This window comes from Undibacterium sp. GrIS 1.8 (assembly GCF_040544445.1).
Taxonomy (GTDB): domain Bacteria; phylum Pseudomonadota; class Gammaproteobacteria; order Burkholderiales; family Burkholderiaceae_D; genus Undibacterium.
Genome location: NZ_JBEONQ010000002.1, coordinates 1 through 16,183, shown reverse-complemented (window position 1 = coordinate 16,183; position 16,183 = coordinate 1). Strand labels below are relative to the sequence as shown.

Below are 16,183 nucleotides of genomic sequence, written 5' to 3'. Positions count from 1 at the left end.
GGCTATTTAGGAATCTTGCTCAAATCCATGAAAAGCATATTCCATCGATGCCCGTCAGGATCACAAAAACCGCAGCCATACATGAATCCATTGGACTCCTTAGGCTCGGCGAATATCGCCCCGCCCGCCAATGTGACGTGATGCGCCATATCATTGACCTGTTCCCGGCTGGTGGCACCTAAGGAAAATAAGACTTCAGTGCCCTTACTGGTGTCGCAGAGGCCATTGCTGGTGAAGCCAGAAAACATCTCTTGAGCGAAGAGCATCAAGACTACTTTCTTATCGCCAATGGTGAAGCTGGCAGAATGTTCGCTATTTCCTGGCCCCGGATTGCGCGTAAAACCAATTTCAGTGAAGGACGCAGCCGACTTGGCGAGATCTTTCACCGGTAGATTTAACCAGATATCTTGTGTCATGTGTCGGTTCCTCGGGTTTGTACGTGGATGATGTAGGGCAGATATAGCCTACCTGAATCGGGAGTTGCGGTCAGTGAGCGGCCATCGATTAGCGACCACTATTCAATGACTAACATTAACTGTGTTCGGCACGGTATAGCAAGGAGTAACGACCTCCTGCTACGCCTGGCTCGTCCTCCAGAATACCAATTTTGTTCATGCCGATTTTCTCCAGCACGCGTATGGACGGCGTATTGAGTGGCCGGACTAAGGCAGAAATATCTGGAGCATTTAAATCTGCAAATGCGTATCGTAAAGTTTCAGTAGCGAACTCGGTTGCATACCCGTTGCCCCAAGAATCTACCCCGAATCTATAGCCAAGGTTTAAGGTATCTTTATCTCCATACATCTTGAAAGCCAAGCCACCATAGCCAATAATTTTTTCAGGCTGATCAGCGCTTGAGATTGCCCACTGGCCGAACCCATGTTGCTCCCAATGTGTGATCCATGTGGCTAATACGGTTTTAGCCCGGTCAAGATTTGGATATGGTCCGTGCGGGTTGTAAGCATTCGTTCGTGGATCGCCATAAATAGCAAAGAGATTTTCGGCATCGTCTGCAACTGGGCGTCGTAAGAGTAAACGTGATGTTCTCATTGAGTGTGGTGTTTGAAGGGTAAGGTATTGTGATGATCATTTTGAATATTAATCGTCACAAAAAGTCAGGGTCGCTATTAGTCTAAAAAGCCACATGAAACATAGATCAAATCGCTTATGCCTTAAAAAGAGAAGCAAATTGATAAAATAGTTTTAGAGATTAATTTATATTCTATCAATGAAATTTTAAAAAATGAAATAATCTCCGTTCATCGATGAAAGTCAGTTGATCACCGCAATTTACCCCTAACAACATGGCGTGTATGATTCCCGCATGAACTTACCTACTCACTCCGCTGATGACTCGAATAATTCGGGTGATGCAGCGTCTTTCACTAGCGGTTCCCCGGAGTCGCCCTCAGCAACCGATAACACTTTATCCGAGGCTACAGAGTCGGATGACTTACCCGAACCAATGTTGCCGCCTTACGAGGGCGTGTCCTTAAATAACGTCTTTGTGATTACTACTGCCGCACTGGCTGAGCAGGCGCGCATTGCTTTAATGGCAGCGGATGTGCTGGGCTTTGATACGGAGTCGCGCCCGACTTTTGTTAAAGGTCAACATTCTAGCGGGCCGCATTTGATACAGCTGGCGACCGATACGCAGGCGTTTTTATTTCCGGTTTTGGATTCGCTTTATTTAGAGCCGGCCAAACAGGCGCTGGAAGCCAGTCATATATTAAAAGTAGGTTTTGGTCTGGGTGACGATCAGAGCCGTTTGCGTTCTCGTCTGGGGATCGCGCCACAAAATGTGCTTGATCTGTCGCGTGCAATGCGTAAGAAAAAGGGTAGTGACATGGGCGCGAAGTCGGCTGTGGCCTTGTTCTTCGGGACGAAGCTACAAAAGTCGAAAAAGATATCCACCTCTAACTGGTCATTAGCGCCATTGACTGAGCGCCAAATCAAGTATGCCGCAGATGATGCCCAAGTGGCTTTGCTGACTTACCGACATTGGTTGGCATTGCAGTCGTAGTCAATGCCTTAATCGACACTATTTTTTATTACTATTCAGTATGTTTATGCCGCGAGTGCTGCTTCGCCTCGACTAATTTGAGGCGTATGCGGGGCAGCCTTGCTTTGCAGCCTCAGAGCCAGCTCTTGCGTATATTTTGCCTGTGCCTTAACGCAAAAGCCGCCGGAATATGGATTCATAAAGCCGTGGTTAGTATTAGGGGCTAACTCCACTAAAAGTTCTGCTGTTTTGTTCTGGCGCAACTGATGTAGGAGTTTTGCAGGATCAAACGCGGCTTCCCGTTCGGCCAAAATCAATCGGGTGGGGCAGAGCGCTTGTAGATGTGTGTATTCGCGTATGCGTGATCCATAAAATAAGTGTGCCGAGCCTATTTTTCTGGCTAAGCTGCTAGCAGCAACCATCCACAATGCGCTGGCACCAACACTAAAGCCAATGACGTGGAGCTTATTTTCTGGATTATGTGCTGAATTTTGTTCCGCATTATGTTCGGCGTTATGTTTAGCCTCAAACTGCTGCGCCTCTAAAAGCGCGATGATCTTTTCTACATAGCGCTTCAATCCGCCTTGCGCAATAAACGCTTGATAAGCGACTTGCTCTGAGCGGAAATCGCTTTGCTCGTCATCAAAAGGTGAGATCACCAGACAATTTTGTCCCAGACTACGAACCAGGCTTGCCAGCGCCGGGGTTTTGCCAAAGACATCTGTGGCGATTAATACAGTCATAAATTTTAAACAGCTTTGGCAGCAGGTATTATTTGCAATGAGCGTTTGCGCCCGGCTTGCAGTTGACTCGCAATGAGTCCCTGAGTGCCAATTTGAGAAGCAAAATAAGAAAGAGGCGCAGACTACTGGACTCGTCTTAAAACCACAAGTGTTTATTGAAGTCTATATTGAAGTTGTGACATCAGTACTCGTCTATATTTGCACTGATTTTTGCACTGAGTTACGGCGAATTTGGCAAGTCAAACACAAAAAATGTGTCATTCCTGGCCGGGTTAAAAATTATCCTCATTGAGTGATTGACACCACGATCTGGTCTGGTAATACTCCGTTACATTTTGTTGAACTTCTGAAACATAAGAGGTTCACACCAAACAGTCAAAATCAATAATCAAAAGCTACTACTCTAGGGAGATTCTTCTATGTTGCGTCAAACGCTGATCGTCATTGCACTCGCCTCAACTCTTGTCACGGCTTGCAGCAAGAACGATAAAAATGGAAAAGATGATGCAGCTAAAGCCAGCGCAAGTGCAAAGGCCAGCGCAAGCTCCAGCACTAGCTCTGGGGCGGCTGAGCAAAGTCGTTTGCGGATTTCCCCCGAAGATATGTTGTTGATACAAAATAGCGCCTTGTCTTCTGGCCCCGTGATTACCGGCTCTGTCCAGCCAGAGCGCAAAGCGGATTTGCGTGCTGAGTTATCCGCAGTCGTTTTGCAGGTGCTAAAAGAAAATGGCGAAGTCGTAAAACGGGGTGATTTGTTGGTACGCCTGGATGACACCTCGATCCGCGACAGCCAGCATTCTGCAGAAGAAGCGGCGCGGGCATCTGCGCAATCGTTTGATCAGGCGGAGCGCCAGTTTCAACGTTTAAAAACTTTGCGCGCGTCTGGCATGGTATCGACCCAATCTTTAGAAGATGCCGAAATCCGCCGCAATAATGCGCAGAGCGATCTGGTCGCCGCAAAGGCAAAAGTAGTTCAGGCCAAACAGCAAATGCAACGTACCGAAGTGCGCGCCCCATTTGACGGCATCGTCAGCGAGCGCAAAGTGTCTGCCGGTGACACGGCGCAGATCGGTAAAGAATTACTGAAGGTCATTGACCCGACCAGCATGCGACTGGAAGGCCTGGTGTCTGCCGATAAAGTGAATGAAGTCAAAATCGGCCAGGCAGTCATTTTCCATATGAATGGCTACGGTGACCAAGAGTTCAGCGGAAAAGTAAAGCGGGTTGATACCGCCGCCAACCCGACTACGCGTCAGGTTGAGGTACTGGTTGCATTGACTGGCGAAACGCAGCCACGCGTCTCAGGTCTGTATGCAGAGGGTCGTATCGAGGCCGGTAGCACTCAAACGATGATGATTCAACGTTCTGCCTTGGTCTTGGATGGCGACAAAGCCTATGCTTGGCAGATTAAAGATGGCGCAATTAAAAAAGTCAGCCTGATCTTGGGTACCCGTGATCCACGTCATGGTGATTATGAAATCCGCTCTGGCTTAGCCGTTGGCGACAACGTCATCCGCAGTCCTTTATCTACATTGAGTGATGGTCAAAAGGTCGATTTGATTGCTGTACCAGCGAGTGTAGAGCTGAAACCTGCCGCAAGTTCAGCCTCAAATTCAGCTTCAACCGCAGCCTCAAGCACGACTGCTACCGCAGCTAAAGCGTCGGAGAAATAATATGTTCTTATCTGACTTCAGTATTAAACGTCCGATTGCGATGATCGTGATCATTGTCGGCTTGATGTGCGTCGGTTTGCTGGCGCTAAAAAAGCTCAAGGTCAACGAGCGTCCCAATGTAGAAATCCCCGCTTTGATTGTGTCTTTCCCTTATCCCGGTGCATCACCAGAATCCGTTGAGCGCGAGATTATTAACCGGGTAGAAAAATCACTGCAAAGTATTTCTGGCGTGGACAATATCAGCTCAACTGCTAATGAAGGTAGTGCCACCATTGTGCTGGGATTTACTTTTACCAAAAATATGATCGAGGCGGCGGAAGAAGTGCGCAATGCAATCGGCGCAGTTCGCTATAAGTTGCCGACCGAAATGCGTGAACCGATTTTGCAGCGTATTGATCCCAATGCACAACCGATCATGCAATTGGCCTTGTCCTCCAGTACCTTAAATCATGCTGAGATATCGCGGATGGCAGAAGATCAGTTGGCCGATAAGTTTCGTGCCATTGATGGCGTCTCCGTGGTCACGGTAAATGGTTCTTTAAAACGTGAACTGAGCATTTTATTGCGCGCACAAAAAATGCGTGAGTACAACGTCTCCGCAGCAGAGGTCGTCAACGCTTTACGTAACCAAAACACCACCGCGCCGGTAGGTAAAGTCCGTGGCAAACTCAATGAAGAAAGCATCCGTCTGATTGGCCGTATTGAGTCGCCTGCCGAGTTTGAACAAATCGTGATCAAGCAGCGCGGTAGCGAGGTCGTCAGACTGGCGCAAGTCGCCACGATTAAAGATGATTTTGCAGAAATCAACGGCTTTAGTATCCGCAACGGCAATGCCAACGTTGGTCTTGCCATCACCCGCTCACGCGATGCCAGCACGGTGAGCGTAGCGAATAAGATCCGTGATCTGACTACCGAGATCAGCAAGACTCTGCCTGCCGGTACCAAGTTTGAAGTGACCCAGGACGGTGGAAAAAACGCGGAGAATAGCCTCAACAACGTGATCGATTCACTGATGTTTGGTGCGGTCTTAACGATTTTTGTAGTGTATGTATTTTTAAATTCCTGGCGCTCTACCTTGATCACGGCGCTCAGCTTACCGACCTCTGTGATTGCTGCTTTTATTGCGATCTGGCTGTGCGGCTTTACTTTAAATTTTATGACTTTACTGGGTCTGTCGCTGGCGGTCGGGGTTCTGATTGATGATGCCATTGTGGTACGCGAAAATATCGTCAGGCATATGGAGATGGGATCAGACCGGCGCACTGCTGCGCTCAACGGCACTAGCGAAATTGGTCTTGCCGTTGCCGCGACCACGTTCTCTATCATTGCCGTATTTATCCCTGTGGCGTTTATGCCGGGTGTGTCTGGCGAATGGTTCCGCCCATTCGCATTAACTGTGACCAGTTCCGTTCTGGTCAGTCTGTTTATCTCCTTTACGCTGGACCCGATGTTGTCGGCGTTTTGGGGTGATCCTATCGGTCATCATGAAAAACCGAAGACAGGACTGAGTCTGCAACTCGCCAAATTTAATACCTGGTTTGATCATCAGGCTGATCGTTATAGCCGTATCATTGCCTGGGCTTTACATCACCGCATCTGGATGGCGCTGATCGCTATTATGAGTTTGGTACTGGCAATTGGCTTGTTTGGAAAATACGGCGGCACCAGCTTTTTCCCCGCCTCTGACAACGGTACGATTATCATTAATGTGCGTACACCATCGAGCTCCAGTATTGACTATGCCCGCTTAAAAGTAGAGGCCGCAGCGACATTGGCACGCACGATTAAAGAGACAGTTGCCACCAATAGCAACGTCAATTCAGCCGGTGGACGTGTGTATGTGGATATCGGCAAAAGTACACTGCGCAAACGATCTGCAGTTGAAATCGGTGCCGAACTGCGTAAGCTAGTTGGTAGCCTGATCGGTGCAGAATATGTCGTGCAAGAAGACTTGAGCAATGGCGGCGGTAAGCCTGTTCAGATCAATTTTTACGGTACGGATTCTCGTAAATTGCTCCAGATTACCGGTGACTTTATTGAGAAATTACGTGCGGTCAATGGTGCGGTCGACGTCGGTTTATCTGAGCAAGATCCTAAGGACGAATTGCAGATTGAACTCAATCGTGGCTTTGCCAATGCCTTGGGGATTTCTGTCAACGATACCGCACAAGCTTTGCGTGTAGCGTTTGCCGGGGTTGAGGTAGGCGACTGGGTAGATCCCACTGGCGAGGCGCGTGACGTGGCAGTACGTTTGCATCCAGATGACAGAGTTAGTGCCGAAAACATCGAGCATTTGCCGGTAGCAGTCAGCGGTAGCGACAAGATGGTGCCACTCGACCAGATCGCTAAAATCACAATGGGTAAAGGACCGGCCAAGATCGAGCACTCCAACGGCAAACGGACGATTACCGTGTCTGCCAATACACAAGGGCGCTCGCCTGGTGAAGTCACGACAGATGCCTTGGCGATTGCGAAAGCGATCAACTTCCCGCCGGGCTTTGGCTTGGAATTAACCGGCTCGACCAAAGATCAGAAAGAATTATTCACTGAAATGATCACCGCTCTGATCATGGGAATCGGCTTGATGTATCTGATATTAGTCATGCAATTTGGCTCTTTTACCGCGCCCTTGGCCGTGATGTTGTCACTCCCTTTAAGCTTGATCGGCGTCATGATTGCACTGCTATTGACCCACTCCACCATTAATCTGATGAGCTTAATCGGCATCATTATGCTGATGGGGCTGGTCGCAAAAAATGCCATCTTGTTGCTGGACTGTGCCCGCAAACATGAGCAAGAAGGGTCCGGTGATGATAGAGAAGCCTCATTAATGTATGCAGGCCGTATGCGTTTGCGCCCTATTTTGATGACGACATTTGCCCTGATCGCAGGCATGTTGCCGGTGGCGATAGGCATGGGTGAGGGCGGTGAGTTTTATCGTCCGCTAGCGATTTCTATCATCGGCGGCACGATCACTTCCACCTTGCTGACCTTATTGGTGGTGCCGACTTTCTACGACAGTATTGAGATCGCACGCGACCGCATGTTTGCTAAGTTTGCGGATAGAAATAGTCGCTGGAATCCTATTTTTGCTTTCTTTGTTACCTTGATCGAAGCCTTGTTGACCTTGACCTTATTGCGCTTTGTGTTCCGCTCTTTGCTCAAAGGGTTTGCGTACCTGGTGCATCGCAAACGCGCTAGTGTTTAGAATAGTGAGTTTGGGTAAAAGCTAATCCGAAGTATTGAAAAACAAAAAGCCGTTCAGTTTAGACTGGACGGCTTTTTGTTTTTGCTTGGACTTTTGATGACGCTGTTGCTGGTGTTATTGCTGGTGTTATTGCTGGTGTTATTGCTGGTGTTATTGCTGGTGTTATTGCTGATGTTTGGCCTGATTTTTGAGCTGATGTTTGAGCTTGCTGCAGGACTGGATTATCTCAATGGAAGTCAGCTTTGCATAAATACGATATTTATATACTCCTGATATGTATATTTAATCGTCCAGAGAATCATTGGACAATAGGCCATATTTTCATAAAATAAGGGGGAGTATATTGAAAGTGATTATAAAATGTTAAAAGAAATCTCGATCACAAAGATCGCGGCTCACTTATCGCGGGTCGGGAACACATCTTTTCTTTGCTGATGTTTAAACCAATCTTTCAGCATCTGCTCTTCATACCTAAAGCCGCTATAACTAAAATCAGGTTTGGACTGAAAATCCATGTCGCGTAAATCTTCTTTGCCAGAGGCGACGACTTCCTGCTTATCATTTTTGAGTGAATACGAGAATGATATTTTTGGCCAGTCGATGGCTTTGACTACCCGCACATCTTGTAGTCCACCTGCAAAGCCATGTCTGATTTCACCTGCCAGATCCAGATCAGTAACATTGATTTCTAGCTGGTAGCCATCGGGTAATCGTTTTGCCAGATCGGCAAAAATCCCATCAAATGTTTTAATCAGGTTGGCTTGTGCGTTCTCTTGCGTCTCGTTGGCGCTGCGGATGTCGGTAAATTTTTCTGGTGCTATCCAATTGACTTTGGCTTCGCCTGCCATGGCAGTTTGCGCCGTCAACATCAGACCGATCGCCATTAGCGCGCCCAAGATCGCTGTAGCTGCGTTACTTACTTTGCTTGCTGGAAGCATGTTAATTCTCCTTACGTTTGATGTTGAAAAGAGGGACGGATTGATCCTTAATCACTCCCTGCATTTCGCCCAGATATTCGGGGCTTAACATCATTGTAGCCATTCGCATCAATTCTAAAAGCTTGCTTACAAATTGATATGAATCGTAAGAATCATCCATGCAAATGGCTAGAGCCTGTCAGTCTATTAACAAATAAATCTCACGATTTAATTATCAACAGACCCTAGCGACCAGTCCCTAACAAAACTGCCCTTTATTTAACGGCATCGACCTTGATGATCTCGTTTAAAACCCGACCCTCGCTGCCGCTAGGCGGGCGCACATGTAACAGGTGCGACAGTGTTGGGGCGATATCGACCACTTCGGCATATTCAGCATAAGCACCCGGTTTAATCCAGCGCTTACCCATGATCATCAGTGGTACGTTGGTGTCATAGTTATAAGGCGATCCATGTGATGTGCCGGTGGTGCCGCTGCCGAAGTACCAATATGGTTTGGTAACGATCATGACGTCGCCAGACACTTGCTGATTCCAGCCGCGTTGCATCAGCTTGGCTTGGCGCGAGTCAGGTAAATTGCCGTTACTTAACTGTGTGCGAGTGTAGGTATTTGCTACGCCAGGGTAGTTAGATAAAAAGCGGGCGATCGCGCTCTCTACATCTTCTCGCTTCAGGCCTTTTTGATCGATGCTTGGGTAATCCAGCATCAAGCTAGGAAATGAAAATTTGAGGACCAGATTCTTTAGTCCAAATTTTTCTGATAAATGGTCGTTGACGTCGCTCATCAGTTTGGCGGTATTCAGACGCTGCGCATCGCGCTTCTGTGACTGAGAAAATTCCGGCACATTCGGGAAGCCATGATCGGCGGTTAACACAATCAGCGTGTTCTCCAGCCCTACACGTTTTTCTACATCATCAAAAAAACTGGCGAGCAGACGGTCAAGGCGTTGCAGATGGTCGTGCGACATACGGCTTTCTGGGCCAAAACTATGATTGATGTAGTCGTGGCTAGACAAGCTGATGCCCAGCACATCGGGGACGCCAGCCGGATTGCGACCTAATTTTTCGCCATCAATGGCAGCGCGGGCAAAGTCCAGCGTCAGCTCATCGAGATAAGGGCTGTACGGAAGTTTACCGTAATAATTAGCGTCTGGCTGACCTGAGTCGCTGCCATAAATAAAAGGAAAACCACTGCGGTTATCTACCACCGCTGCCATGCCGGGCGAATTATCCGGCGCATCGTTGGCATAGGCCGGTGCTGGTAACAAGGGTTTCCATTGTTTGCCGTAGAAGCGGTCTTGCGGCTTGGCAGCGCTAAAAGTTTTAACCCACTCCGGGTTCTCTTTCTGGTAATAAGTGCTGGTCGCAAAATTACCTGATTTGCCCATGTACATGTATGCGGTGCCAGTTTTGCCAGCGAGCAGGATTGCACCACGATCTTTGCCTGATACTGTCACCACTTTAGATAAATTGCCATTGCTGTAACGCAGCTCATCGCCTAGCGTACTTACCCGTAAATTAGCTGGGGAGGTGCCATCGCTAGATTTGGTTTCTTCGTTCAGGTAAGTGTAAGCGGCATCTTGTGTGCAATACATTGAGCTCATGCTGGCGCGATCTATCCACTCATTGCCGATAATACCGTGTTGATAAGGATAAGCACCCGTCAGCACCGCGGCATGACCAACCGCCGTCACGGTGACGCCATGTGCCTGATGGCTGTCACTAAACCACGCTCCCTGATCCAGCAAGCGACGAAAACCACCTTGACCAAACTGATCGCGATAACGTTGCACCTGTTCTTGCGGTAATCCGTCGACGACTAATACCACTACCAGTTTCGGTTTAGTGACATTGTTAGCAGGGATTTTGTCGGCTGCTACAGCCGTGCCGGAAATGGACAGCGCAATGGCGGCTGCACTGGCAGCAATGCATGTCGCCATCAATGCCCGCTGAAAACGGCGTAAACCTTGATGCGGAAGCCTGCTGCTACTGAGTGAATTGGATTTGGTCATGGTATATGAGATTGTTGAGATGGCAGATATTCTGCATGGGACTATTAACAGTAATCTTACGATTTAATCGTGAATGGCTTCTGAGTAGCATTCAAGAATAATATAAAAAATCATATCATTACAGAGCAGAATTACATGTTGATGACGCTCTTAGTTGTCTGATGTTATATGCCCGGCTTGGTATGTTTGACGATCGGTAAAAATGCATACCGTATTTTTAACATCCTAAGCCTGTGAATACGCATTCTGTCCAAAATGCGCTTGAGCTTTTTTCGTACTTTCTTACACTGTCATATTTTAACGATGCACACCTGGAGAAATACGACATGGGTAAAAAGATAAATTGGATTCGGGGTTTAGTGTCATCATTCGCTGCAACAGCCATCGTGACACTACCGCTCGCAGCGCAGGCTCAAGGCGATCTGGCGACGCTTGACCGCGACATGGTCGGGCCACGCTCGCAGATACTGGTACTTGGCACCATGCATCTGAACAGTATGCCAAAAGGCTTCAATCCTGCGGCACTGGACGGCGTATTAAACCGGCTGGCGGCGTTCAAGCCTGACATCATCACTGTTGAGGATCAGTCCGGTGAAGAGTGCGATCTTGCTGCCCGCCATCCTGCAAAATACGGTGCCGAGTACTGCGATCCGACTGACGTGGCGAAAGCGGCTACCGGGCTAGATGTACCTGCCGCTATGGCCGAAGTGGATAAGACGCTCAAGGCCTGGGCTGCTCAATCCGTCAGGAATCAGGCTCCAACCCCAGCGCAACGGCGACGTCTGGCCGCTCTGTTTCTGGCATCAAATGAACTTGCCTCGGCCTATGTGCAGTGGCTACAGCTTCCTGAGGCTGAGCGTCATGTCGGCGATAGTCTGGACACTGCATTAATCGCAAAACTTAGACGGATGGAGACGGTGAATAACGAGAGCTACCAGTTAGCCGCGCGTCTTGCTGCACGCTTGGGCTTTCAGCAGGTTTATGCAGTAGATAATCACACAGGTGACCGTATTGATGTGCCAGGCATTAAGGCTTTTGTTAAGTCGATCGAGGCGGCCTGGGCCGCGGGCGGTGTGGTGTTGAGCGAGCGTGAAAAGCGGGAAGATGTCTTATCGAAGGCAAGCGATCTGCTGCCGCTGTACCGTTCCATCAACGACCCGGAAGGCTTGCGGATACGCGCCGAAGCCAATGTCAGCGCAGCCTTGCGGGCAAAGTCGCCAGAAGGCTATCCGCAAATGTGGGTTGCGGGCTGGGAAATCCGCAATCTGCGTATGGTCGCCAACATCCGCGAAACCTTCCGCGAACGCCCTGGCGCCCGCGTCTTGTCGATTGTCGGCGCCACACACAAGCCGTGGTTCGATGCCTGGCTAGGACAACTCCAAGGTGTGGATATCGTCGATGTGGCAGCGGTACTGAAATAATGTTGAGCTGTTGCTGGGTTATAGCTGAGTTATAGCCGAACTATTGCAGAGCTGTTGCAGAGCCAACACGCTACTCTCACTAGCAAATTTCAAACAAAACTACACCGCCGATATCGCAGAATAGATAGCGCGCAGCAGCTTATTTCAGCTGCGTTGCGCCGTCTTTATTCAATTGAGGATTCGCCAGATGTTTATCAAAAAACGTCGCAATCGTGCGAAACACATGCTTCTGTTTTGCTGCGCCGGATATCCCGTGTTTTGCACCTGGGTAAGTCATCAGATCAAACAAGATGCCACGGTTGCTTAAATCATCGATGAGCTTGGTGGTATTGGTGAACAACACGTTGTCATCGGCCATGCCATGTATCAGCAATAATGGTGACTTCAATCCATCCAGATGAGCAAACACACCGCTTTGGCGGTAGCCTGCCGGATTGTCTTTTGGACTGTTAATAAATTGCTCAACATAATGCGTGTCGTACAAGGCCCAGTCAGTCACCGGCGCGACCGATACACCCGCCGCGATTTTGTCTGACGCAGCGGACAACAAACGCAGACTCATAAAACCGCCATAGCTCCAGCCAAACACGCCTATCCGTTTGGCATCAACAAAGCTTTGCTGCGCCAGCCAGTTGATCCCTGTGACCTGATCGGCGACTTCATTTTTACCCAGCGTTTGATAAATGGCGTCGGTAAAGCGGCGCTCACGACGTGCAGATCCGCGGTTGTCTAGTTTAAAAACGATATAACCTTGCTGCGCCATATATTGTTCAAACAAGCTACCCCAATGACGTTGCACGGTTTGCACGCCGGGGCCGCCATACACTTGCAAAAACACGGGGTAACGCTTGCTAGCATCAAAGTCCAGCGGCTTTTTGATGGAGTAATACAGAGTCTGACCATCATCCGATGTCAGCGTACCGTATTCAGTAGGCAAATGGCTACTGGCGTAGCGCGCGTACGGGTGTTTAGCATTGACTTCGTTATGCTCTATCCAAGCGATCAGCGTGCCATCTGGCTGGCGCAGGCTGACTTGCGGTGGCGTGTTGGGATCAGACCAGGTATCAATAAAAACTTCGGCTTTGCCTGAGAATTTCGCTTCGTGCCAGCCATCGGTTTTGCTGACGCGTATCGGGGCATCGGCATTACTACCATCTAAGTTCAATGCATAGATTTGTTTGTCGGTGACAGCATCACGGTTGGAACTGAAGAATATTTTTTGTGCTTTCTCGTCGACTGCCAATATATTGTCGATACCCCATTCACCTTGGCTGATGGGGTGGATCAGTTTGCCTTGCATATCGTACAGATAGATATGCTTGCGTCCACTGCGCTCAGAGGTCCAGATAAACTGTTGTGATTCTTTCAAAAAATACGGCTTATCCATAATGCTGACCCAGCTTGCAGAGGTCTCTGTCAGCATAGTTGTTTGCGCCAGACTGCCGGCATTGACAGCGATTAAATCGAGTTGTTTCTGGTTGCGGGTCTGGCGTTGATATACCAGTGTTTTTGCATCCGCACTCCAGTCGGCGCGTACCAGATAAATATCCTTGTCTTTGCCAATATCAATTTGTTTAATTTCGCTATTTTGCGGATTAACCAGAGCCAAACTCACCAGCACATTGGCAGCACCCGCGTAGGGGTAACGCTGTTCAATTACATCAGTGCGGTCAGCATAAATCTCAAAGCGGCGGGCAATCGGGACCGGACTTTCGTCAAAGCGTTTAAACGCAATCGCAGTATCGTCTGGTGCCCACCAATAGCCGCTGGTTTGCGCCATCTCTTCTTGGGCGACAAATTCGGCTTCTGCATTATGGATCGTCCCGCCGCCGTCTTTAGTCAGCTGGCGCTCGGTGTTGGTGGTGAGGTCAAGCACAAATAAATTTTGATCGCGGATGTACGAGACATACCGGCCCTTGGGCGAAATTTGTGCCGACATCACCGCGCCAGATGCGATCTTGCGCGCTTTGTCGGTATGCGCTAGTTCAACCAGATACAAATCACCGGCTAAGGGGACTAGTAATTGTTTGCCATCTGGCGACCAGTCGTAGTCAACAATCCCGCGCAGATTGGCAATCCGTTCACGCTCGCGGCGGGCTTTTTCCTGATCAGAAATCTGCTCGTTGGCTTGCAGCACTTTGCTATCTAACAGCAGGCGCATGCTTTGATCTTTGACGGTCAGCTCCCATAAATCGAGCTGAAACTGATCGTCGTCGCGCCCACGCAAAAATGTTACTCGCTGGCCATCGGGCGATACCTGCAAATTTCTGGGGCTGCTGCCAGCCAAACTGGCGTTATCAAAAATACGTTCCAGAGCAAGACGCTCTGCTGATGCGGGTAGGGCCAAGGCTGCGAGTAAAGGGAATAATAAGGGGCGCATAAAAATCCTAGAAAACTGAATAAGGTCGTTAGCCAGCACAAATTTGTGAACTCTTGAGTTTTTACTGCAGAGTATTGAGAAGGTAACAAGATAGCAAATAATGACTTATTTTGCTTCAAATCAATTTTTGGGTTTGGTTTGTCAGAATGCTAGACTAGAATTAAAGTGCATCAGTGTTACTACTTAGTTTGTGTTTGCTTTGTATTTGTTGTACATGGTCGTACTGGAAAGAAAAAGAGGTTGCAGTGGTGTCTGATACATTTCTTCATGATTTGATCAATATTATTCCGGTATCGATGACGGTATTGATTAATAACAAAATCGTCTATGCCAATATGGCCGCTGCAATATTGCTAGAGGCAGATAGCGCTGCCAGTTTGATTGGGCGCCCGGTCAGTGATTTTGTTCATCCTCTGGATGCTAATCGATCGAATCAACGTTTAAACAAACAAGGTGCCAATTGGGCTAATGATCCTACCCAATTTCGTCTGCGAACTTGCAAAAACAACTTGCGCATGCTGTTGGTCGCAAGCTCATCTATTCAGTTTGGCGGCGAGGGCGCGGTGTTGCTGGTGGGGATGGATATGACAGCGCAGAGCGAAATCTCTGAGCAGCTTCGTATCAGTGAGAAAAATTTCCGCCATCTTTTTGAGAATATGCAGGACGTGTATTACCGCACCGATGCGGCCGGGATAGTGCAGATGGTCGGCCCCGGTGTGCGCACCGTACTGGGTTATGAGCCAGAAGAGATTGTCGGTAAAACTGCCGAATCGTATTATCCGCATAACGAGGACCGCGATGCGTTTAAAGCGGCAATTATCAAAGATGGCAAAGTATCTGACTTCCCAGGACAGATGGTGCGCAAAGATGGACGAGTGATTGATATCTCTATCAGCAGCAAAGCAATTTACGACGACGCTGGTGCTTATGCCGGGGTAGAGGGCATTTACCGCGATGTGACTCAACGCAAAATGCTGGAGCGTGAGCTACAGCTGCTGGCAACCACCGACACCCTGACCGGTATATTGAACCGACGTGCTTTTCTAGAGCAAGCGGAACATATTTTTAAGACTAGTCAGCGCTACAACAATAGCCTGACCTTGTTGATGTTGGATCTGGATTACTTTAAAGCCATCAATGACCAATACGGACATCTGAGTGGCGATAAAGTGCTGACCCGATTTGCCCAAACCGTCACGCTGGAGCTACGCGATTCAGATGTATTTGGACGTTTAGGTGGCGAAGAGTTTTGCGTTTTGTTGCAACAAGCCAGCCGCGAAGACGCCATCAGCGCAGCAGAACGAATACGTCAGCACGTGCAAGACCTGGTGCTACATGCGACATCGGGCGAGCAGTTTCACCTGACAGTTAGTATCGGCGTGGCGACAAATTTAGAAAGCGATAAAAAACTAGGTAAGCTGCTGGAGCGTGCAGACAAAGCGCTATACGAGGCCAAGCGCAGCGGCAGAAATCGGGTGATGCTGGATCTTTGATATTGAACTGATATTTCGTATGTCCAATACTTCTGCGTCTCCCAGGCCAATATCGTGCTAAGAGCCGCATTTTATATGGATAATTGAATTTAGTAATTTCATCCCGCCAAACAATGCTGTTGTCGCTACAGCATCCAATTTCTATACTCTGCTAATATCCAAATTAAACCAATGGAGGAGTAGCATATGCAAAGTCGTTTCCAATCCGTCTTTACTCATAGGACTTACGCAAAAAGCGTAATTTTGTAATAAAACGGGTTTATGCAAGACGCATAGTAATACTCGGATTTTTAAGTTGCTGTCGTAAGAATTC

The 16,183-nt window shown here is 48.5% G+C and carries 12 protein-coding genes; 6 read left to right on the top strand and 6 right to left on the bottom strand.

Going from position 1 to position 16,183, the window contains the following annotated elements:
- Positions 1-2: 2 nt before the first annotated feature.
- Together AAKU64_RS01070 and AAKU64_RS01065 are read right to left on the bottom strand one after the other, a co-directional pair.
- A complete protein-coding gene (locus tag AAKU64_RS01070) occupies positions 3-416 on the bottom strand; it encodes a VOC family protein (RefSeq protein WP_354360981.1) in 414 nt (137 codons plus the stop codon).
- Positions 417-531: 115 nt separating this feature from the next.
- Positions 532-1,050 carry a GNAT family N-acetyltransferase gene (locus AAKU64_RS01065; protein WP_354360979.1) on the bottom strand — a complete coding sequence of 173 codons (519 nt, stop codon included), beginning with the start codon at positions 1,048-1,050 and terminating at the stop codon, positions 532-534.
- 274 nt (positions 1,051-1,324) lie between these two features.
- Between AAKU64_RS01065 and AAKU64_RS01060 the strand changes: the two genes are divergently transcribed.
- Positions 1,325-2,023 carry a 3'-5' exonuclease gene (locus AAKU64_RS01060; RefSeq protein ID WP_354360977.1) on the top strand — a complete coding sequence of 233 codons (699 nt, stop codon included), beginning with the start codon at positions 1,325-1,327 and terminating at the stop codon, positions 2,021-2,023.
- A 44-nt stretch (positions 2,024-2,067) separates the two neighbouring features.
- On the opposite strand, the gene AAKU64_RS01055 is transcribed toward AAKU64_RS01060, so the two are convergent.
- Complete coding sequence (locus AAKU64_RS01055; RefSeq protein WP_354360975.1) at positions 2,068-2,745, bottom strand: dienelactone hydrolase family protein; 678 nt, start codon at positions 2,743-2,745, stop codon at positions 2,068-2,070.
- A gap of 419 nt (positions 2,746-3,164) precedes the next feature.
- Between AAKU64_RS01055 and AAKU64_RS01050 the strand changes: the two genes are divergently transcribed.
- The 3 genes from AAKU64_RS01050 (at position 3,165) to AAKU64_RS01040 (ending at position 7,899) form a co-directional block, all read left to right on the top strand.
- Positions 3,165-4,418: an efflux RND transporter periplasmic adaptor subunit gene (locus AAKU64_RS01050; RefSeq protein WP_354360973.1), complete on the top strand. Its 1,254-nt coding sequence runs from the start codon at positions 3,165-3,167 to the stop codon at positions 4,416-4,418.
- A gap of 1 nt (position 4,419) precedes the next feature.
- Entirely contained in the window at positions 4,420-7,626 is a 3,207-nt protein-coding gene (locus tag AAKU64_RS01045) for an efflux RND transporter permease subunit (RefSeq protein ID WP_354360971.1), read from the top strand.
- A 96-nt stretch (positions 7,627-7,722) separates the two neighbouring features.
- The gene (locus AAKU64_RS01040) at positions 7,723-7,899 is read left to right on the top strand and encodes a hypothetical protein (protein WP_354360969.1); all 177 of its coding nucleotides are present in this window, start codon (positions 7,723-7,725) and stop codon (positions 7,897-7,899) included.
- Positions 7,900-8,021: 122 nt separating this feature from the next.
- On the opposite strand, the gene AAKU64_RS01035 is transcribed toward AAKU64_RS01040, so the two are convergent.
- Both AAKU64_RS01035 and AAKU64_RS01030 read right to left on the bottom strand, forming a co-directional pair.
- The gene (locus AAKU64_RS01035) at positions 8,022-8,564 is read right to left on the bottom strand and encodes a DUF3016 domain-containing protein (protein ID WP_354360967.1); all 543 of its coding nucleotides are present in this window, start codon (positions 8,562-8,564) and stop codon (positions 8,022-8,024) included.
- 254 nt (positions 8,565-8,818) lie between these two features.
- A complete protein-coding gene (locus AAKU64_RS01030) occupies positions 8,819-10,576 on the bottom strand; it encodes an alkaline phosphatase family protein (protein WP_354360965.1) in 1,758 nt (585 codons plus the stop codon).
- 326 nt (positions 10,577-10,902) lie between these two features.
- Between AAKU64_RS01030 and AAKU64_RS01025 the strand changes: the two genes are divergently transcribed.
- Positions 10,903-11,997 carry a DUF5694 domain-containing protein gene (locus AAKU64_RS01025; RefSeq protein WP_354360963.1) on the top strand — a complete coding sequence of 365 codons (1,095 nt, stop codon included), beginning with the start codon at positions 10,903-10,905 and terminating at the stop codon, positions 11,995-11,997.
- A 139-nt stretch (positions 11,998-12,136) separates the two neighbouring features.
- Here AAKU64_RS01025 and AAKU64_RS01020 read toward each other — a convergent pair whose 3' ends face one another.
- Positions 12,137-14,377, bottom strand: coding sequence for a S9 family peptidase (locus AAKU64_RS01020; RefSeq protein ID WP_354360961.1), 2,241 nt, complete (start codon positions 14,375-14,377; stop codon positions 12,137-12,139).
- A 248-nt stretch (positions 14,378-14,625) separates the two neighbouring features.
- Here AAKU64_RS01020 and AAKU64_RS01015 point away from each other — a divergent pair, with 248 nt between their 5' ends.
- Complete coding sequence (locus AAKU64_RS01015) at positions 14,626-15,870, top strand: sensor domain-containing diguanylate cyclase (RefSeq protein ID WP_354360959.1); 1,245 nt, start codon at positions 14,626-14,628, stop codon at positions 15,868-15,870.
- The last annotated feature ends 313 nt before the right edge of the window (positions 15,871-16,183 follow it).